General features: G+C 32.0%; 19 protein-coding genes. 6 read left to right on the top strand and 13 right to left on the bottom strand.

From position 1 onward, the window contains the following. Positions 1-32: 32 nt before the first annotated feature. The 3 genes from MUN68_RS16045 to MUN68_RS16035 form a co-directional block, all read right to left on the bottom strand. Complete coding sequence (locus MUN68_RS16045) at positions 33-1,022, bottom strand: acyl-ACP desaturase (RefSeq protein ID WP_249993046.1); 990 nt, start codon at positions 1,020-1,022, stop codon at positions 33-35. 17 nt (positions 1,023-1,039) lie between these two features. Continuing rightward, positions 1,040-1,777, bottom strand: coding sequence for a lysophospholipid acyltransferase family protein (locus MUN68_RS16040; RefSeq protein ID WP_249993047.1), 738 nt, complete (start codon positions 1,775-1,777; stop codon positions 1,040-1,042). Positions 1,778-1,854: 77 nt separating this feature from the next. Continuing rightward, the gene (locus tag MUN68_RS16035) at positions 1,855-2,265 is read right to left on the bottom strand and encodes a BrxA/BrxB family bacilliredoxin (protein ID WP_249993049.1); all 411 of its coding nucleotides are present in this window, start codon (positions 2,263-2,265) and stop codon (positions 1,855-1,857) included. Positions 2,266-2,450: 185 nt separating this feature from the next. On the opposite strand from MUN68_RS16035, the gene MUN68_RS16030 reads away from it, so the two are divergent. Continuing rightward, a complete protein-coding gene (locus MUN68_RS16030; protein ID WP_249993051.1) occupies positions 2,451-3,242 on the top strand; it encodes a DnaJ domain-containing protein in 792 nt (263 codons plus the stop codon). Here the strand turns inward: MUN68_RS16030 and MUN68_RS16025 are convergent. After that, entirely contained in the window at positions 3,239-3,388 is a 150-nt protein-coding gene (locus MUN68_RS16025) for a hypothetical protein (protein ID WP_249993053.1), read from the bottom strand. The genes MUN68_RS16030 and MUN68_RS16025 overlap by 4 nt on opposite strands. A gap of 356 nt (positions 3,389-3,744) precedes the next feature. On the opposite strand from MUN68_RS16025, the gene MUN68_RS16020 reads away from it, so the two are divergent. The 4 genes from MUN68_RS16020 (at position 3,745) to MUN68_RS16005 (ending at position 7,384) form a co-directional block, all read left to right on the top strand. After that, complete coding sequence (locus MUN68_RS16020) at positions 3,745-4,806, top strand: T9SS type A sorting domain-containing protein (RefSeq protein WP_249993056.1); 1,062 nt, start codon at positions 3,745-3,747, stop codon at positions 4,804-4,806. Positions 4,807-4,956: 150 nt separating this feature from the next. Continuing rightward, positions 4,957-5,586, top strand: a complete 630-nt coding sequence (locus MUN68_RS16015; RefSeq protein WP_249993057.1) for a hypothetical protein — start codon at positions 4,957-4,959, stop codon at positions 5,584-5,586. A gap of 241 nt (positions 5,587-5,827) precedes the next feature. Further along, the gene (locus MUN68_RS16010; protein WP_249993059.1) at positions 5,828-6,370 is read left to right on the top strand and encodes an RNA polymerase sigma factor; all 543 of its coding nucleotides are present in this window, start codon (positions 5,828-5,830) and stop codon (positions 6,368-6,370) included. A 12-nt stretch (positions 6,371-6,382) separates the two neighbouring features. Then, the gene (locus MUN68_RS16005; protein WP_249993061.1) at positions 6,383-7,384 is read left to right on the top strand and encodes a hypothetical protein; all 1,002 of its coding nucleotides are present in this window, start codon (positions 6,383-6,385) and stop codon (positions 7,382-7,384) included. Positions 7,385-7,393: 9 nt separating this feature from the next. Here the strand turns inward: MUN68_RS16005 and MUN68_RS16000 are convergent, their stop codons facing one another. The 6 genes from MUN68_RS16000 to MUN68_RS15975 all read right to left on the bottom strand — a co-directional run bounded on the left by MUN68_RS16000 (position 7,394) and on the right by MUN68_RS15975 (position 16,385). After that, positions 7,394-9,913: a chondroitinase-B domain-containing protein gene (locus MUN68_RS16000; protein ID WP_249993063.1), complete on the bottom strand. Its 2,520-nt coding sequence runs from the start codon at positions 9,911-9,913 to the stop codon at positions 7,394-7,396. A gap of 144 nt (positions 9,914-10,057) precedes the next feature. Continuing rightward, positions 10,058-11,218: a metal ABC transporter permease gene (locus MUN68_RS15995; RefSeq protein WP_249993064.1), complete on the bottom strand. Its 1,161-nt coding sequence runs from the start codon at positions 11,216-11,218 to the stop codon at positions 10,058-10,060. Then, positions 11,211-12,338, bottom strand: a complete 1,128-nt coding sequence (locus MUN68_RS15990) for a metal ABC transporter permease (protein WP_249993066.1) — start codon at positions 12,336-12,338, stop codon at positions 11,211-11,213. Before MUN68_RS15990 ends, MUN68_RS15995 begins: the two co-directional genes overlap by 8 nt. Next, positions 12,338-13,075, bottom strand: a complete 738-nt coding sequence (locus MUN68_RS15985; protein ID WP_249993068.1) for a metal ABC transporter ATP-binding protein — start codon at positions 13,073-13,075, stop codon at positions 12,338-12,340. Before MUN68_RS15985 ends, MUN68_RS15990 begins: the two co-directional genes overlap by 1 nt. A gap of 102 nt (positions 13,076-13,177) precedes the next feature. After that, complete coding sequence (locus tag MUN68_RS15980; protein ID WP_249993070.1) at positions 13,178-14,092, bottom strand: metal ABC transporter solute-binding protein, Zn/Mn family; 915 nt, start codon at positions 14,090-14,092, stop codon at positions 13,178-13,180. Between the two features lie 40 nt (positions 14,093-14,132). Then, complete coding sequence (locus MUN68_RS15975) at positions 14,133-16,385, bottom strand: TonB-dependent receptor (protein ID WP_249993072.1); 2,253 nt, start codon at positions 16,383-16,385, stop codon at positions 14,133-14,135. 104 nt (positions 16,386-16,489) lie between these two features. Between MUN68_RS15975 and MUN68_RS15970 the strand changes: the two genes are divergently transcribed. Then, complete coding sequence (locus MUN68_RS15970; RefSeq protein ID WP_249993074.1) at positions 16,490-17,146, top strand: metal-dependent transcriptional regulator; 657 nt, start codon at positions 16,490-16,492, stop codon at positions 17,144-17,146. An 84-nt stretch (positions 17,147-17,230) separates the two neighbouring features. Here the strand turns inward: MUN68_RS15970 and MUN68_RS15965 are convergent, their stop codons facing one another. Genes MUN68_RS15965 through MUN68_RS15955 form a run of 3 tightly spaced genes read right to left on the bottom strand, consistent with a single transcriptional unit; the run spans position 17,231 to position 19,728 of the window. Next, positions 17,231-17,371: a FeoB-associated Cys-rich membrane protein gene (locus MUN68_RS15965; protein ID WP_249993076.1), complete on the bottom strand. Its 141-nt coding sequence runs from the start codon at positions 17,369-17,371 to the stop codon at positions 17,231-17,233. Between the two features lie 31 nt (positions 17,372-17,402). Then, positions 17,403-19,502, bottom strand: coding sequence for a ferrous iron transport protein B (feoB, locus tag MUN68_RS15960; RefSeq protein WP_249993078.1), 2,100 nt, complete (start codon positions 19,500-19,502; stop codon positions 17,403-17,405). Beyond that, a complete protein-coding gene (locus tag MUN68_RS15955) occupies positions 19,495-19,728 on the bottom strand; it encodes a FeoA family protein (protein ID WP_249993080.1) in 234 nt (77 codons plus the stop codon). The genes feoB and MUN68_RS15955 overlap by 8 nt, the downstream gene beginning before the upstream one ends. Positions 19,729-19,750 lie beyond the last annotated feature (22 nt).

Genomic DNA, 19,750 nt, shown 5'->3' with positions numbered 1-19,750 from the left:
TTTAAGAAAGGAATTTTATGTGTTGTAATAATTTATTTCAATACAGCTGGTTCTACCCATTTAAATTGAAAAGAGTTTTCAGGGATTTTCATTCGCTCTGCTATGCGTATCATTCTAGATGGAAGTTTTATTAGATAATCACGAGCTTTCTCTGCTTCATCTGTAAGGTTATTAATGTTACCAATATCCCAACGATCAATTAGTTTTTGTAAAATATCAACATAATCTAAAGAAGTATAAACACCAATACGTTGTGCTGTATTTGAAAACTCTTCAAATGCGGTACTGATTTTATCTCCAGATTCTCTAAGAAAATGAGCTGGCATAGCAATTTTTTGCTTCATCATAAAATGAAAAGCCATCATCATTTGACTAGGATCAACATCAAAAATACGATCTACAAATTCAGAATATGCATGATGATGTCTCATTTCATCGCCTGAAATGATTTTACACATTTTAGAAAGCTGTTTGCTGCCTTTTTCTTTAGCAATTTTTGCTACACGATTGTGGGAAATGTAAGTTGCTAATTCTTGAAAACTTGTATAAACAAAATTTTTATATGGATCTTGTCCTGTTCCTATATCAAATCCATCAGCAATGAGATATTGTGTTGTTTTTTCAATCTCTTTCATATTTACTCGTCCTGATAAATAAAGATATTTATTAAGAACATCTCCATGACGGTTTTCTTCTGCAGTCCAATGTCTCACCCATTTTGACCAACCATTTCGTTCCGATTGACCAACGCCTTCGACGTCCATTAACCAAGACTCATAAGTTGGTAGCGCTTCTTCAGTTATCATATCACCTACTAAAACTACCCAAAAGTCATATGGTAATTCTTTAGATAATTCTCTTATTTCCTTCACTTCTTCTAAGAAATTATCGTTTTCAGTATTTGGCAAGAAGTCAGTTGGTTGCCAGATTTTTTCAATAGGAATAAGGTATTTTTCGATAAGTTTATCAACATCTTTTTCTAGGTGATGCATCACTTCTAATCTTATATTTTTATGGGACATTAATTTAGGTTTTAGTATTAATGCTCAATAGCATTAATGATGGTTGTTTCAATGTTTTTTATGAGTTCTTTTTGATCCTTAACTGTATTTAATTCAACAGGTTCATGCACTGTAAACTTTAAGTGATTTCCAATTCCCATTGGAAACTTTCCATAACGCAACATTTTCCATGAATTATTTACAGTTATAGGAACCACTAATGCTGAAGGCGCTTTTTTAAATAACAACTCCATTCCTTTTGTTTTAAATGGTTTTGGATGCCCATCTTTACTACGTGTGCCTTCAGGAAAGATAACTGCAGTACGATTGTTATTTTCTATATATGTTCCAAATTCAAGCATTGCAGGTAAAGCTTGACGCGGATTTTTTCGATCTATTAAAACCGAACCACCATGACGTAAATTATACGACACACTTGGAATGCCTTTTCCAAGTTCCTTTTTACTAACAAATTTAATATGGTGCTGCCTCATAAACCACATAATTGGCGAAATATCGTACATGCTTTGGTGGTTTGACACTATAATTAAAGGTTTGTTTTTTGGAATCTTATGAGGATTATTCCAAGTAAAACGCGTTCCTAAAATATGCAAACATCTTACAAGGCAAAATTGAAGCGCATCAACACTTTTTTTATGAGCTTGATAACCGAAAACATTAAAACAAATCCATTGTATTGGATGAAAAATGAGCAAAGTCATTCCAAACACAAACAAGTATAATACTGTTAATGGATAAGCCAATAGTTTTCTCATTTAACAAATGTAATTTAATGTCATAAAAAAACCACGACTTAATCGTGGTTTTTAATTCTATAATAATTTTAGGTTTTCTAGCAATGATCGTTGTAAGCATCTACAAGGTTTTCAGAAATTAATTCTGCTGGTCGACCTTCAATATGATGACGTTCTAGCATGTGAACCAATTCGCCATCCTTGAATAATGCCATACTTGGCGAACTTGGAGGAAATGGAACCATGTGTGCTCTTGCCGCATCAACAGCTTCTTTGTCAACACCTGCAAAAACAGTGACAATATGATCTGGACGCTTAGCATTTTGTAAACTCATTCTTGCTCCTGGACGAGCATTTGCTGCTGCACAACCACAAACTGAATTTACAACGATTAAAGTTGTTCCTTCTTTGCTCAATGCGGTTTCAACAGCTTCTGATGTATGTAATTCTTCAAAACCAACGTTAGTTAAATCTTCACGCATGGGTTTTACCAATTCTGCTGGATACATATATTTAATTTTATAAGATTAATATTTAGATTGCAAAGATACGTAAAATAACTGTGTTGTATTAAGTCTTCAGTTGGCAGTTTCAATGAAGCTATTTAGGTTTTCTATATATAAATTCAGTAACAAATGTTGATAAAAATATACTAACTGTAGTATATTTGATTTAATTAAAAATAAACACATACATGAGTTTTGCAAAATGGATTGGTGGTGCTTTAGGATGGTCTTTTGGAGGACCAATTGGTGCTATTATAGGATTAGCGATTGGTAGTTTAATTGATGGCACAGCGCAACAAGGCGGCTTTTTATTAGGTGATGGACAAACATCTAGAAAGCAATCTCGAGGAACGCATAATAAGAGGCCTAATTATGGGAAACAAACACAGCGTTCTCAAACACAATCTGGAGATTTTGAAGTGAGTTTACTTATTTTGGCTTCAGTTGTCATTAAAGCTGATGGGATTCAAGATCAAAAAGAATTAGATTTTGTAAGACAACAGTTTGTAAGTATGTATGGTAAAGAACGTGCTAATCATGCATTTCGATTGTTCAAAAATATTAGTCAGCAACAAATTCCAACCAGAAAAGTATGCATGCAAATTAAGCAAATGATGGACCATTCGTCACGTTTACAATTGGTTCATTTTCTCTTCGGAATAGCTAAATCTGATGGCATAGTAGTTGAAGTTGAGGTGAAACAAATCTATACCATATGTGGTTATTTGGGCATAAGTTCACGTGATTATGAAAGTATTAAAGCCATGTTTTATAACAGCAGTGATAATGCTTATAAAATTTTAGAAATTACTAAAAGTGCTTCAGTAGATGAGATTAAGAAAGCGTATCGAAAAATGGCTAAAAAATACCATCCAGATAAAGTAATTCATTTAGGAAAGGAACATCAACAAGGTGCTGAAGAAAAATTTAGACAAGTTCAAAAAGCTTACGAACAATTGCAGAAAGAAAGAGGGTTTTAAGTATTTTGATTTCTTTTACTTATCCGTTTTTCTATATCTCTAAAATAACGTTTTTCCTTATATTTTCTGTAGATAAATGCAGCTATTGCAATTAGGCCAAGAATCATTATTCCGCCTTTACCTGTTATGTATTCAATAAGTTCCATATTAATAGATTAAGGGTATTATAGTCGACAATAAAAGCAAAACTTTCATTTAAATCGTTTATTTTAGATGAATTACACAATTATACGTTTTGGATATAGCACATGTAAAAACAACTATACTAGATGAGATTTCAACTACTGAAGCGTCTCTACGTTAATCTGAAAGCAAAAACAACGCATTAAAAACTGTGCTTTCTAAAATTAATGATGATGATTTGTACTTTCTTTAAAACACCAAGAAACCAACCCATTAGGTAGAATATTGATAAGACCACAAAGCTTATTTTGTGTGAATTGTGCGAGGTAAAATATTGAATAAATTTCTATTTCCTATTTTTATAAAAAAATGCAATTCTATGAAGCTTACAATTACTTATTCTATTTTGTTGTTTACATTTTGTTTTTCCTTTTCCCAAAGTTACTCTGGAGCTGAAAGTGTAGAGTATGATCCTATCAATGATCGATGGTTAGTCTCTAACGGAAGCAGGATAATTAGTGATGATGGTCAAGGTAATCTCAGTTATTTTGGAACTGGAGGAGCGTCTTTTGGGCTCGAAGTTATGGGAAATACCGTTTTTGGTGTTCAAGGGTCTAATATTGTAGGTTACGATTTAACTACAGAACAACAAGTAACGATAGCTACAATTTCTGGAGCCTCTTTTTTAAACGGAATGACAAGTGATGGTGTGCATACTATTTATGTTACTGATTTTGGTCAAGATGAAATTTATAGCATTGACTTTTCAGATTTTGCTAGTCCAGTTACAACTCAAATTGTTGCAAATACTCAAAATACTCCAAATGGTATTTTATATGATGGTGACAATAATCGTTTGATTTATACGTCTTGGAATAGCAATGCCCAAATTAAACAAGTGGATTTATCCAACAATCAAGTATCAACAATTATAACAACATCTCTTAGTAATATTGATGGAATTGATGATGATGCAGCTGGTAATTATTATGTATCTTCTTGGACACCAGATAGAATAACAAAGTACGATTCTAATTTTGAAAACCCAGAAACAGTAAGCACACCTTCTTTGAGTAATCCTGCAGATATTGGTATAAACAAGGCTACAGGGATTATGGGAATTCCAATGGGAAGCAGTGTCGTTTTTGTGGATTTAGGTGTGTTGTCTGTTGAAGAATTCAATACTAATGCATTTAATTTTACTGTATCTCCAAACCCAATAGATGCTACAAGTACTATAAGTGTATTTAATTTAAATTCTGAATCCATTACAATTCAATTATTAGATGTTTCAGGTAGAGTTGTACAAACTATTTCTAATCGAATAGGTTTAGATAATAGCTCTGTGTCTCTTAAAAATATAAATCAAGCTTCTGGGATTTACTTTATTCGGGCTTCAAATGAACTTGGTGTTATTACTAAAAAAGTAATTATTAAATAACGTCATTTGATTACAAAACACTAATCTTTCTTATTTGCGGTTTTCTTTTTGCAATAAAATAATCGAATAATTTTAGGAGACCTTTTTAGCTTTTGACCATTAATAAGTATAGCAAGTTACTAATACGTCAAAAACAAACTAAAAAACATTATGAGAAGTTTAAGCCTAATAATACTCACAGTATTTCTTTTTGGTTTTCAAGAACAAAAAGAGTTAAACGAAAAATCTTCAGCTGAATTAAAAACAATGGCAACGAAGGGAATTTATATTGAATTTATCTTTAAATCGAATAAACCAACATTTGGAGAACTGTTTTTAATTACGGGCTCTGAAGATCCAAAATTTCCCGCTCAAAATCGTCAATTTGAAAAACTTAATAATTTAGGCTTTTCATTTATTGATTATGCATATTATGGGATAAAAAATGAAAATAAAATTGGAGATGGCGTTACAATATGGCTATTTCCTATGAAAAATGGTAATACTGAATATGATGATTACGACGCACCATTTGATTCAATGCTTATGGAATATACGGTTTTAAGCAATACAGAAAAGTCATCTTATGTAGTAAAAAAAGTATTTTTTGCTTTTAAAGATAATATAGATGTAAAAATAGTATTCGAAGGAAAAGAAGTTAATGATTATAAAATAATTGAAAACAGAATTAATGATATTATTGAGGTATGCCGAACAGAATTGAAAGTTGAACCTGGTTCTGAAGAAGCCTTGAGACTTGTTTGGGGAACCATGCCTTTATACAAAAACGGGAATAATTAATTGTTTTTGTTATGCATTTTATAAAATACCTCCTTTTTTATTGAAAGTAATATATTTCAAAATTAACTAGAAGAAAAATATTCTCTAATTTCATGTTTTCTAATTGCAATCCACTATTTTTTGGTAAAACTTCAAATAATGTAATATCAATGATTTCAGAATACTTTTCAAACAAAACAAGAATGAGAAAATACTGGAATTAAATATTGCATAGTTCTTGAAATGAAATTTGAATAGCTCTATGAACGATCAAAAAATCTTGCTGTGCTTTAAAAATGGTCAGCGTGAAAAAGCCTTTGCGAAACTTTATCAATTGTATCCTAGAATTGAAAGCGTAATACTTTCTAAAGGTGGACAAAAGCAAGATGCATTAGATGTTTTTCAAGAATCTTTAATCATTCTGTATCGAAATTTAGAAAAAACCGATTTTACACTTACATCATCATTTTACACCTATTTGTATTCAGTTTCTCGATTTATTTGGAGCGATATGCAAAAAAAGGAATTAAAGATAATTTCAAATCAATTAAATGAAAATGAAGAAATCATTATTGAAACTATTCAAGATGAGGAACAATTCAAATTAGCTGAATACGCTTTTTTTGAATTAGGAGAACGCTGTAAAAAACTCTTATTACTGTTTTACCACCAACGTATGTCATTTAAAGAGATTTCTACAGTGATGCAATTTTCATCAGAAAAAATCGCCAAAAATCAGAAGTACAAATGCTTATCTAAAGCACGAGCAATTTATCAAAACCATCAACAAGCGGCTCAATCCTAAACATCAGGAAACATGAAAACAGATATAAAAAATATAGAATTAATCCATAAATATTTAGATAAAAGTCTTAATCATGATGAAATAGAAACTATTGAAAACCAATTACAAACAGATTTAGAGTTTCAAGACTTGTATAAAGAACAATTAATACTCATTCAAGGGGTAAAACGCGCAGGATTAAAGCAAGAAATTCAAACCGCAAAAAAATCATACTATAAATTTAGGTGGTTAAAAATTTCTGGTATATCGTTGTCATTTATAGTTGTTCTATTACTAGTTTGGATGACTTTCTTTAAGGCTTCACAAATTAAAACTTCTAAACCTATCACAGAAAGTAATACGGTTGTAATTTCAAATACGGATTTAGTAGAAGAAATAGAACAGGGAGAAATAAAAATTTTAAAGGATTCAGCAGTTGTTGGTGTCGATATAATTAAAATATCTTCAAAAGAAAAGACTCTAATTACGTCTCAAGAATTGAAGGATCAAACAGAAAGAGTGAAAGTAAAAGAATCAGAATTCGTTAGGTTTCCTTTAGATTCGATATCTATTAAAAAGAAACCGCAAGCCGTTATAGATAAAACTGAAAAGGTGTTTTCGGAGACCATCAAAGATAGCGCAACACTTAACATTCCAGAAATTGCTTTTATAAATAGTCTCATTGGTACATATGAAATGAAGTTGGAGGCTAGTAATGCTCTTATTATTGACAAACTTACTCTTAACCAAAATGGAACATTTGAGTTTCACGAATACGATAGGCACGACAATGGAATCCCTCCTGAACGAAACAAATATGCAAAAGGAACTTGGGTTTCAGATAAAAACATTATTTATTTTACTGCAATTAATAGTGATATTGACAGTACACACCAATTAAATTTTAATGCTACTAAAGCACGATTTATATCTAAGTCACCTAGAGATAAGTCAGATCGAGTAATAGAAACATCTTTATTGTTTTACGAATCAGAACTCTTTTGGATTACTGGTAGAACTCTTTTAAAAAAGTAGTTAAAACAGTTATCTTTTTATCATTTTCTGTGTATATAGTATTTGACTATTTGTGTCTAAAATTTGTATAAAATACAAGCCTTTCGAAAGGTTGTAATTGAATTTTATAGACATTAAATTAGAAATAATACTTTCCTCTTGTATCAATTTGCCTGTGATATCAATAAGTTTAATTTTAGAAATAGTATTGACTTCATCTGTAGGAATATCCAGATGTATTTCAGAATTAAACGGATTTGGATACACTTTGATTTTATTGTCAATGTGATGATCAGAAACAGATAAACTTGAACCAGCACAAATAACTTCAAGATCAGCAATTGAAACCCATGGTCCAGTATATGTGGCTGCACCAGTTACTGTTAAACGAATGTACCTTACTACTGTTAAATCAAAAGTATCATTGAATACTGTTGTCGTGGCAGTGTTTGTTTGTCTATCTACAAGTGTTACAAATCCTGATGTTGCAGATGTTTCAGAGCCTTCTACTAAATATTGGTAATCACGATTTTGATATGTATATAAATTAATTTCATTAACGTTTAAACCATCACCTAAATCAAAAACCATGGATTGAGGAAAGTTTTCTGCAGACCAACGATTACCCGAATCTCCATCTATAACATTACTTGCAGGATTGGCAGTCTGCTGGGCTGAATAACTAACCACATTTGCTGATAATGAAAGGTTGGTGCCTTGAACGCAATCTGGTGGTGTAAGAGGCTCTAAAACTTCTATGCTTGCTGTATCTATATGTGATCCATCAACTGTAGTAACCGTTACTGTTATTATTCCTGGACTCATTGCAGTAACCAAACCGTTAGTGTTAACTGTTGCAATTAAAGCATCACTAGATGACCAAGTCACTTGAATATTAGTCGCATTAGAAGGTATTATAGTCGCTGTTAATTGTTGTGTGTTACCTATTTCAAGACTTGTCATTTCTGGATTCACTTCAACACCTGTAACTTGAATTGGTGCACAATTAGTTCCATATTCTATTAAAGGGCAAGAACTAGATGAGGGCATTTCCTGAGCATTTAAATAGCAAACACCAATTCCGTTACCAACATCAGCATCTTCTATTGGAATTGGGTTTGTTGCAATACCTGTAGCACCAATAATTTCGTGTGCACCAACGTCTTTAGTGTTTACAGGTCTATTATATCCTTCTATATCTAATGTAACTTGGTTATAAGTACCTGATGCAGTATTTGCAGCTGGACCAGTAGTACTAGGCTTAAACAGTTCACCATTTGCTGTAAAATCTCCATTTGTATCTGTGATTCCAGGATCTGTAATCCCTATTGTTGAGCCTCCAAATATGTTACCATCATAGTTCATTCCTCCTCCAATATTAGCAATATCTCCAGTAACAATATTTCCGTTAGTACTGTAAATAAGGTTATTAGCTATTGTGCCTTGCGGCACATTATTACCTTTTTCATCATTATAATGAATTGGATCATCAGAATTATATATTGTATTAAATGCGATTAATACATTACTTACGGTTTGATAACCATTACTTGTGCCACCTGAAGCAGTGTCTCCACCCATTAAAGTAATTCCATTATTGTATATACTAGATGCATTATCTAATTCTTGCATGTAGTTATTAATGATAATATGGTCTTGATCAGAGACTCGTATACCACCAGAATTTTCTTTATTCTCTCCTAAGAAATAATTGCCTTCCACCAAAGCTTGAGCACCATGTCTTAGTACTAATGAACCTCTACAGTTTCTAAATGTGTTGTTTCGGAATGTGTTTCCAAGGCTTTTATTTGAAATAATTTCGTTCTCACCATCTACTTCTTGAAAATAGTTGTGTTCTACAAGTAAGCTTGCATTTACGGTTTGTTCTGAACTTGACCCAATCCTTATTCCTTCAGAATCACCAGAATTTTCACGACCATCTTTTGGTGAAACATTGTAAAAATAATTGTTTTGTATGTTATGATTAACGGGGTTTCCATTGTGATATTCTAATTCTACCAAAATGCATACACCTGTTGTGTCTTTATTAAGAAATGAACAGTGTTCAATGGTGTTGTTAGAACCATAAAGCACGATCCATCTACTTTTAGCATCTGGCTCATCTATTGGGTCTTCAGGTTGTAAATTATTAAAAGCACAATTTCGTAGAATACAATTATTTGCAAAGTCGGTATCTGAACCACTTCTCCTAAATTCAGTATGGTTATTAAAACCTATACCTCCATTCCAATAAAAGCCATCAACAATAAGATACTCACCATACATATTCAGTTTAGATTCTCCTGTGAAAATTACACCTCCAGGTGTTTCTGTTTTCAATACAATCGGACTTCCAGACTCACCAATGCCTGAGAAAACAATTTCTTGATTTGAATACGTGCCATTAGTCCATGTTACAACATCACATGGCTGTAGCGTAAGGTTATTAAATTCATCAGCAGAATTTACTGTATAATCGGTTGCAAATGTTGTATTCGAAAAAAGCATTAACACGATTAAAGAAATGCAGAAGTGTAGTTTTTGAAACATAAAACAGGTATTTATATTGATATAATTGGTAGACCAGTTTGGTTAACCAATTATAAATATAGATAATTTATTTTATAAACTCACAATAATTCTATGTGGAATTGACATCTAAAAGTTAAAATAGGATAGTTTTTGGATAATATACTATCCTCTAAACAGAAAGAAATCATCCTTCATGTCTTCAATTTGGGAATCTTCATTGGTAATGATATAATCAATGGCTTGTGTAGTAAATTCATCGCCTTTAGACGTCAGTGATACAATATTATTATCGATTTCAATCATATTGTTTTTTGAGGCTAGATCTAGTACGGTTTTTGATCTTACTTTTTGCCAATTGATATGTTCATTTAAATGATTTACATGACGTTCTTGCTCATCATCATGATTTTTTAAATGCAGTAGAAATGTTAGTAATGACACTTCAGTTCGTTGTTGTTTTTCTCTGTACATTACAGCAATAATACCTTTACTAGGAGCAAATAAATAGACAGTTAAAAACAATAAACCAAGCATTGTTGTTATTGAACCAGCAATTGAAGCATCTAACCAATGCGCAAACCAATACCCAGAAATTGCACTAAAAACACCAAAAATAATAGACAAGATTAGCATTTTTTTAAGGTCTGTAGTTAATAAGTATGCAGCAGCAGCAGGAGCTATCATTAAGGCAACGACTAAAATTGCACCAACGGCATCAAAAGCTCCAACCGTTGTTATTGAAGATACAGTCATCAATCCATAATGAATGACAATTGGTGAAAATCCAAGTGAAGCTGCTAAACCTTTATCAAAGGTGCTTAGTTTTAATTCTTTGAAAAAGGCAAATAATAACGCGATTGTAATTAGGAGAATACTTCCTATAATCCATAATGATTTCGGACCAACATCAACTCCAGAAATTAGTAAACGATCAAAAGGAGCAAATGCTAATTCACCTAGTAATACAGCATCTATATCTAAGTGGACATCATTAGCATTTTTAGCAATCATAATAACACCAATACTAAATAAGACAGGAAATACCAATCCAATAGCTGTGTCTTCTTTTACCAGTCCTGTTTTTTGAATATACTCAACTAGAACAACAGTAATCACACCAGTTAAAGCTGCAAGAAGAATGAGTAATGGCGAATTTAAATCTTGTGTTATAAAAAAGCCAATCACAATTCCTGGCAATATAGAATGACTAATAGCATCACTTATCATCGCCATTTTCCGAAGCACCAAAAATGTACCTGGAATAGCGCAAGCAATAGCAACAAGACTTGCAATGATTTGTATTTCTATTTGAGCATTACTCATCTTGTTTTGTTAATTGATTATACAAATTCGAAGCCGATTTAAATCCTTCATTAGTTAAACTCCAAGTAGATCCTTGAAGCGTCACATAATTTTTTTCAACAAGTTTTTTTAAAGTACCTTTTGTAAATCCATGAAAATTATTTAAGATTTTAATTTCATGAGGATGAGAGGTGTTTTCATGTGTTTCAGCAATATGATACATAAAGGCTAAAGTCTTATGCAATTCTAAATCACGTCTGTTTTTTATAAATCGAATTTGTTTAAAAAGCAATCCACGACTTGGAGAAAATATAAAAGAAATTAATACAAAAACAGCAGCAACAATAACAATTACTGGTCCAGTTGAAAGGTTATTTTGACTAGCACTAATTGCGGTTCCCAAAACGCCAGAAAACGCTCCAAATATTGCAGCTAAAAACACCATTTTAGCAAGGCTGTTTGTCCATTGTCGAGCAGCTGCAGCTGGAGCTAATAACATAGCACTCATTAGTACTACACCAACGGTTTGAAGCCCTAAAACAATTGCTAAAACAATAAAACTTGTAATTAGGATGTCTATAACTTTAGTGTTGAAACCGAGTGTTTTTGCATACTCTTTATCGAATAATAAAATTTTAAATTCTTTCCAAAAAAGTAGTAGTACGAAAAAGCAAATTCCAGTTACTGTTGCCATCAACCAAATATCACTTTCAACAAGTGTTGCTGCTTGACCAAATAAATATTTATCAAGTCCAGCTTGATTAGCATTAGGTTGTTTTTGTATGAATGTTAGTAATAACATTCCGAAGCCAAAGAACAAAGATAAAATGAGACCTAAAGCAGTATCAGATTTAAGATGTGTTTTGGTAATAATTCCCCTTATCCAAAACGTGCCAATCAATCCACTTACTAATGCGCCAAGTAACAAGGTATTGCTGTCTTTTGCTCCAGTAATAAGGAATGAAATAGCAATTCCAGGAAGCGCAGCATGAGAAATAGCATCACCTAATAGGCTCTGTTTTCTTAGTACAGCAAAGCTACCTAACATTCCAGTAACAGCACCTAAAATAGCAGTTCCTAGTGTGATGGTTCTTAGAGTGTAGTCTGTGAAGACTAGAGAAAAATATTCTTGGATATTCATTATTCCTGAATACTTACTTTATAATTAATACCATAGGTCTTGGTCAAATTATCATCATTGAAGATGTCTTTAACTGGACCAGTAGCTATTTTTTTAACGTTTAAAAATGTAACCCAATCAAAATATTCAGGAACCGTTTGTAAATCGTGATGAACCACAATAACCGTTTTTCCAGCTTTTCGTAATTCCTTTAAAATATTGATTATTGCGATTTCTGTTGTTGCATCTACACCTTGAAAAGGTTCATCCATAAAATATATAGAAGCATCTTGCACTAACGCTCTAGCTAAAAAAATACGCTGTTGTTGACCACCAGATAGTTGGTTAATTTGTCTGTTTTTAAAAGGCAGCATGCCAACTTTTTCTAATGCTTCTAAAGCCGCTTTCTTTTCTTTTTGTCTTGGACGCTTTATCCATCCTAAACTTCCGTATGTTCCCATTGTAACAACATCAAGTGCAGTTGTTGGGAAATCCCAGTCAACACTTCCTTTCTGTGGCACATAAGCCACTAAAGATCGTTGTTTTTTATAAGATTTTCCGTAAATAGAAACACTACCAGCAATGGGTTTTAAAATTCCTAAAACAGCTTTAATAAGTGTTGATTTTCCTGCGCCATTAGGACCAACAATAGCCATGAGTACACCTTCTGGAATTTCTAAATCAATATCCCAAAGTACAGGCTTATAGTTGTAAGCTACTGTTAAATCATCTATTTGTACTGCTATGTTTTGTTTCATAATTATTTGTTGTTTTGTGACATTCAGAGCAAAGCGAAGAATTTAAAAAAAAATCCTGATAGATACTTCAGTCGTGCCTCCTTCTGAATGACATCGCAACCTTTATTTTAATGCATTCACAATCGTATTCACATTATATTCAAACATGCCAATATAAGTGCCTTCAATAGTTCCTGTAGTTCCCAATGCATCAGAATATAAAGTACCACCAATAGAGACATCATGACCTTTAGATTTTACAGCTGCTTGCAAAGCTTCAATAGTTCGTTTAGGAACAGAACTTTCAACAAAAATAGCTTTGATTTTTTTATCAATAATGAATGCTGATAATTTTTGAACATCTTGTACTCCAGCTTCAGTAGCTGTAGATAAGCCTTGCAATCCAACAACTTCAAAGTCATAAGCCTTTCCGAAGTAATTAAATGCATCATGTGCAGTTACTAATACTCTTTTTTCTTTTGGAAGCGTTTTAATAATACTTTTCAATTTTGATTGAAGTGTATTTAATTTATTGATATATGTGGTTGCATTAGTTTTATAGTTATCTGCATTTTCAGGATCTTTTTCAGAAAGTACTTGAGTTACTTTTTTAGCAAATTGCTTAAAATAATTTATGTCAAACCAGACATGCGGATCATAATTAGATGCAAAATAATCTGAACCAATCAAGGTGTTTTTATCTAATTCTTCACCGAGAGCAATTGGTGTTTTCGTCTGACTTCCCATTTTGTCAAACACCTCTACAAGTTTGCCTTCAAGATGTAAACCATTGTAAAAAATAATGTCTGCGTTAACTAACTTGGTAACATCGCCTTCACTTGCTTTGTATAAATGTGGATCAACACCACTTCCCATTAAGCCTTGTATATTGATATTGTTACCACCAATATTTGCCACCAAGTCTGTAATCATTGAAGTTGTTGCAACTACATTTAGTTTTCCATTAGCAGTAGATTGAGTGTTGTTTTTACAGCCAAAGGAGGTAATTAATATTAATACAGCAAGTAGTTTTTTCATTGTAATTAATTTAATGTGAAAGTACTAAAAAATCATCAGTTTATTTTAGTGTATATCTTAATCCAAAAAACGCACGAATGCCTTGATTTGGTGCATAAACGTAAGAAGGATCAAAGGTTAGAGCATATGGGTTTTCAGTTGTAGCTATAGCATTTCCCTGAGGGTCAAAAGTTACGTTTTCATCAAAAGGATCATTAGCTCTTGCAATAATAAAAGGATTTCCTTTATTTGGTGTCCAGTTTAAAAGGTTTTTTATTCCTGTATAAAGTTCAATATTATTTATGGCATCATAAGTAAACTGTATGTTTTGAATACTCCAAGTAGGCGAATATTCTTGTCTAGGATCTAAACCACCAAGTGTTGGCAATCGCATTGGACCATAAATATTTCCAGTGTAATCAATTGTGATTTTTGTAGGTTGGTGTGTATAAGATAATGCCCAAGTGCCAGTAAATTTTTCAGTTAGTATTTGTTGTGTAGTATTATCATTTTCGGTTTGTGTAACATCTTGATATGTCGCTCCAATACTCCCTTTAATTCCGTTAGCTAAAACAGCGTCTATATTTAAGCTGATTCCCTTAGAAGTTGAATAACCATCTAGATTATCATAAAGAATCTGATTTGGATTTGTATCATAATCTGGAATTATAGCATTTGTAAAATGGGTGTACCAAACTGAAGCATCAAAAGTAAATATCATGCCTTTTTTTGTGTAAAGTTTTCTTAGATAGTTTACATTGATATTATAAGATTGTTCAGGCTCTAATTCTTCCTCAATAATTACATCTCTTGCTCCAGTTAAAGCAGCATGTTCTTCGGTAAATAAATTGACGACTCTAAACCCTGTGCCAGCATTTATTCTAATAATATCATCAGGAGTAGGTTTGTATTTGTAGGCCATTCGAGGAGTTATAATTGATCCGTGTCTTTTATCATAATCATATCGCAAACCAAGCAGTAGGTTGTTTTTTTCGTTTAATTTAATTTCATCTTGTATAAAGAGAGATGGAATTGTGACTTCATCAGCGCTTAAAGTCGCTGTTGTGTTGTCATTGTAATAATTATACCGAATGGCTGTTCCAAATAAAAGGTCATGATTTTTAAGCGGCTTATCCCAAACCAACTGACCGAATCCAATGCGTTGTTTTGCCAAATAAGGTGTAGTGCCATACACCGAATTTTGATCATGATCAGAATAAGAAAATTGGAAATTTACTTTTTCATCAATAGGCAGTTGGTATTTCCCAAGCAGTTCATAACGAGTCGTGTATATGCTTTCGCCATATACTTCATCACCACCTCTAAAACTAGGATTCCATTGTAATTCTCCTCCCCAACGATCTTCATAAAAAAAGCGTCCAGCTAATGAAAAAGTTCTATTTTCTTTTCGTTTGAAGTCCCATTTGTTAAAAATAGAAATGCGATTCTGTAGTGTAAGATCTGTAAAATTATCATTGTTATTATCTACACGATTATTAAATTTGAAATAATTTGTACCGAATAAAAGTGTAGCTTTTTCACCGACTTTTGTTTTAAAACCAGCATCAACATTAAGTTCTCCCCAAGTATTAATGAAGCTGTCAGCAAATACAATTGGCGCATTTTCTGGTAATTTTGTAATGATGTTTATTAAGCCTCCAACGGCTTCACTTCCATATAAGGTGGAGGCTGGACCTTTGACGATTTCTACTTGTTCTATTAAAGAATTTGGAATTCCAGATAATCCGTAAACAGTAGATAATCCACTTACGATAGGCATGCCATCAATTAAGACAAGTGTATAAGGTCCTTCTAGTCCATTAATATGAATATCTCCTGTATTACAAACATTACAATTAAGTTGAGGTCTAACACCATTGACATTTTGTAGTGCTTCAAAAATATTTGGAGTAGGGTTTTTTTTGAAAAAAGCAGGAGAATACACTTCAACAGGAACAGCGCTTTCTAAACGACTCACAGGTTTAAGTGTACCAGTGATGACCACTTCATCTAGTGAACTATCAATTTCTAAATTAAAAATCAGACCATTTAAATTTTCTGAAAGTATTATGGCTTTTTTTTCTGTTCTATAGCCTACAAAAGAAGCTATGATCTCGTGTTTTCCTGAAGTTGCATTTGAGATTTTAAAGTTTCCATTTTCGTCAGTTGTACTTCCCAGATTTGAATTTTTTAAATAGACACTTACAAATGGAAGCCCTTCATTTTGAGATAATACTCGACCTTGAATAGTATATGAATTCTGCGCTTCAAGTAGTGAGTTTACTAGTAAAAATAAAACAAATATTCGCTTCATCTTAATTAATTTTTAAGCAAATATAAATTAATTTTTAGATTGATCTAAAAATTAATTATTAAAAATATAAACTTTACCTTTGATAATAATTTTTATAACAGAACATGCTTACATTAACAGAAGAGAATTATATTAAGGCAATTTATCATTTAGGAGTCTATGGGAAAGAAATGGTAAACACCAATGCAATTGCAGAAGCTTTAAAAACCAAAGCTTCATCTGTTACAGATATGGTTAAGAAATTAGCTGAAAAAGAATATCTTGATTATAAAAAATATCAAGGTGTTAAATTAACTAATAGTGGAATTATAGTTGCGGTTAATATTGTTAGAAAACATAGACTTTGGGAAGTGTTTTTAGTTGATAAATTAAATTTTACATGGGATGAGGTACATGAAATAGCAGAACATTTGGAACATATTAAATCTGAAAAACTTATAAACGAACTTGATGCCTTTTTAAAATTTCCTACTCACGATCCTCATGGAGACCCTATACCAGATAAGGATGGTAAGTTTAATAAAATTGAAAAAATCACCTTGTCTCAAGCTATCGTTGGAACAACCTATAAATGCATTGGAGTTGAAGATACATCTACTAGTTTTTTACAATATTTAGATAGTAATAAAATTGGTTTAGGTACCATTATTGAATTACTTTATAAAGAACCTTTTGATAATTCTGTTAAAATAAAATTGAATAATTCTGAAGTGGTCGTTTCTCAAAATGTTGCTAAAAATTTATTTTTAAAACAACTATAAAAATTTTTAATTGACATCTAATCAGGTTATACAATGATCACTCGATTGGGTACTAATTGACAAGATGAGTACTTAAGAATTATGTTAATGGCAACCACAACCATCATCTCCACCACAAGATTTTGCTGAAGCTTTTTTCGGTTTCCAAACAAATTTACGAACCAAGAACACTAAGGCGATGCTTACAGCAGAAAAGACAAGTATGTTTTGTATTATGGTGTTCATTTTGTTTTAGTCGAATTATAAATATAAACCTTTATTTTAAAACTTGAAAAGCGATTAAAGCAACTACATAAGCAAAAGCACTCATGCCAACAAGTTGCAAAGTTGGCCACTTCCAGCTATTGGTTTCTCGTTTTACAATCGCTAAAGTACTCATGCATTGCATGGCAAAAGCATAAAATAATAAGAGCGAAATTCCACTAGCAAAATTAAATAATGGTCCACCCAAAATTGGATTCACTTCTCCAGCCATTCTGTTTTTAATGGTTTCTTCTTCATCACTTCCAACGCTATAGATTGTCGCTAATGTTCCAACAAAAACCTCTCTAGCGGCAAATGAACTCACAATGGCAATACCAATTTTCCAGTCATAACCCAAAGGTCTAATAGCTGGCTCAATAGCATGTCCAGCAATACCTATAAATGAATGTTCTAATTTATGAGATGCTATTTTTTGTTGTAGTTCTTGAGCAGTTAAATCTTTCGACGCATATTCTGTAGTTACAATATCTTCAGCGTTATTAAATTCATCACCAGGACCATAAGATGCTAAAAACCATAATATAATAGAAATAGCTAGTATTATTTTACCAGCTCCAAATACAAATGACTTTGTTTTTTCAATAACCGTTAAAGCTACATTTTTGAATAGAGGTAATTTGTAATTAGGCATCTCTACTACAAAAAAGGTTTTGCCCTTAATCTTAAGCATTTTATTTAGTAACCAAGCTGAAAATATTGCAGCTCCAAACCCTATTAAATACAAAAGCATTAAGGTGAGTGCTTGATAGCTTAACCCAATAAATCTGCCTTCAGGAATTACCAAAGCGATAATAATAAGATATACTGGAAGTCGTGCAGAACAGGTTGTAAAAGGCGTAACTAAAATGGTAATTAAACGCTCTTTCCAACTTTCAATATTTCGAGTTGCCATAATAGCAGGAATAGCACACGCTGTTCCAGAAATTAAAGGAACAACACTTTTTCCACTTAATCCGAAACGTCTCATAATGCGATCCATTAAGAAGACAACACGACTCATGTAGCCACTTTCTTCTAAAACAGCAATGAATAAAAATAAGAATGCAATTTGCGGAATAAAAATCACAATTCCTCCAAGACCTGGAATTATACCTTCAGCAATCAAATTTGTAAACGCACCTTGAGGTAAAGTGTTTTTTGTCCATTCACTAAAAGAAGCAAAAACACTATCAATAAAGTCCATTGGAATACTAGACCAATCATAAATAGCTTGAAAAATGGTTAATAAAATCACGAAGAAAATTAAATAACCCCAAACTTTATGAGTTAAAATTCGATCTAGTTTTATTCGTAAATCTTTAGCAGATTTTAGATCGATTGTTTGTCCTTTTTTAAGTGTATTATTTATAAATTGATACCGTTTAATCGTTTCTTTTTGCTGTAATCGTTTTAAATCTGCTTTACTTTTTGTTTTAAAGCTATTGATAGCATCAACTTCATTTCTATCTGTTTTTCCGAAGTTTACATCTTGTGTAATTACAAGCCAAAGCTTGTATAACAATTGATTTGGAAATGCATTTCGAAGACTATCAAAGTAATTCGTATCAATTTCGGAAGCATTTACGCAAGGCTTAGTTGAAAGTTCCTTGAAATTAATCATGAGTTCTTTAAGTTGATCTATGCCTTTATTTTTTCTTGTACTTATAAGCGCAATTTTTGTATTTAGCTCTTTTTCTAAAAGTGGAATATCTAACTGAATACCTTTATATGTCATTCGATCAGACATATTGATTGCTAAAATAGTTGGGATTTCTAAATCTTTTATTTGAGTATAGAGAAGTAAGTTTCGTTTTAGGTTTTCAACATCACTAACAACAACGGCTACATCTGGAAAATCTTTATCATTCTTATTAAGAAGCAATTCTATAACAACGTTTTCATCTAATGAAGACGCATTTAAACTGTAAGTTCCAGGGAGATCAATGATATGAGCTTTTACGCCTCTTGGTAATTTGCAAACACCTTCTTTTTTTTCAACAGTAATACCAGGATAATTTCCAACTTTTTGATTTAAACCAGTTAAAGCGTTAAAAACAGAAGTTTTTCCTGTATTTGGATTACCAATAAGTGCAACATTTATTTGTTTAGGCATTGGTAATGTCAATTAAAATGTGAATAGCAGTTTCTTTTCTAATAGCTAAGTGTGTTCCATTAATATTTAGATACATTGGATCTGCAAATGGAGCCACTTGTACAAGTTCTACTAAATTTCCTGGCAAACAGCCCATTTCTAGTAATTTAAGTGGAATATGAATTGAAGAAACATCAGTTATGATGGCTTGTTGTCCTCGTTTTATATCTGCTAATGTTATTTGCAAGCTTATTTAGATTGATTTTAAA

The organism is Psychroserpens ponticola (genome assembly GCF_023556315.2).
Lineage (GTDB): Bacteria > Bacteroidota > Bacteroidia > Flavobacteriales > Flavobacteriaceae > Psychroserpens > Psychroserpens ponticola.
Note: the sequence above shows the minus strand (reverse complement) of the source record. Positions and strands in the feature narration are given on the sequence as shown.

Coding starts and splice junctions, on each gene's coding strand:
- MUN68_RS16045 (WP_249993046.1), bottom strand. CDS start 1,022: ATGTCCCATAAAAATATAAGATTAGAAGTGATGCATCACCTAGAAAAA.
- MUN68_RS16040 (WP_249993047.1), bottom strand. CDS start 1,777: ATGAGAAAACTATTGGCTTATCCATTAACAGTATTATACTTGTTTGTG.
- MUN68_RS16035 (WP_249993049.1), bottom strand. CDS start 2,265: ATGTATCCAGCAGAATTGGTAAAACCCATGCGTGAAGATTTAACTAAC.
- MUN68_RS16030 (WP_249993051.1), top strand. CDS start 2,451: ATGAGTTTTGCAAAATGGATTGGTGGTGCTTTAGGATGGTCTTTTGGA.
- MUN68_RS16025 (WP_249993053.1), bottom strand. CDS start 3,388: ATGGAACTTATTGAATACATAACAGGTAAAGGCGGAATAATGATTCTT.
- MUN68_RS16020 (WP_249993056.1), top strand. CDS start 3,745: ATGAAGCTTACAATTACTTATTCTATTTTGTTGTTTACATTTTGTTTT.
- MUN68_RS16015 (WP_249993057.1), top strand. CDS start 4,957: ATGAGAAGTTTAAGCCTAATAATACTCACAGTATTTCTTTTTGGTTTT.
- MUN68_RS16010 (WP_249993059.1), top strand. CDS start 5,828: ATGAACGATCAAAAAATCTTGCTGTGCTTTAAAAATGGTCAGCGTGAA.
- MUN68_RS16005 (WP_249993061.1), top strand. CDS start 6,383: ATGAAAACAGATATAAAAAATATAGAATTAATCCATAAATATTTAGAT.
- MUN68_RS16000 (WP_249993063.1), bottom strand. CDS start 9,913: ATGTTTCAAAAACTACACTTCTGCATTTCTTTAATCGTGTTAATGCTT.
- MUN68_RS15995 (WP_249993064.1), bottom strand. CDS start 11,218: ATGAGTAATGCTCAAATAGAAATACAAATCATTGCAAGTCTTGTTGCT.
- MUN68_RS15990 (WP_249993066.1), bottom strand. CDS start 12,338: ATGAATATCCAAGAATATTTTTCTCTAGTCTTCACAGACTACACTCTA.
- MUN68_RS15985 (WP_249993068.1), bottom strand. CDS start 13,075: ATGAAACAAAACATAGCAGTACAAATAGATGATTTAACAGTAGCTTAC.
- MUN68_RS15980 (WP_249993070.1), bottom strand. CDS start 14,092: ATGAAAAAACTACTTGCTGTATTAATATTAATTACCTCCTTTGGCTGT.
- MUN68_RS15975 (WP_249993072.1), bottom strand. CDS start 16,385: ATGAAGCGAATATTTGTTTTATTTTTACTAGTAAACTCACTACTTGAA.
- MUN68_RS15970 (WP_249993074.1), top strand. CDS start 16,490: ATGCTTACATTAACAGAAGAGAATTATATTAAGGCAATTTATCATTTA.
- MUN68_RS15965 (WP_249993076.1), bottom strand. CDS start 17,371: ATGAACACCATAATACAAAACATACTTGTCTTTTCTGCTGTAAGCATC.
- feoB (WP_249993078.1), bottom strand. CDS start 19,502: ATGCCTAAACAAATAAATGTTGCACTTATTGGTAATCCAAATACAGGA.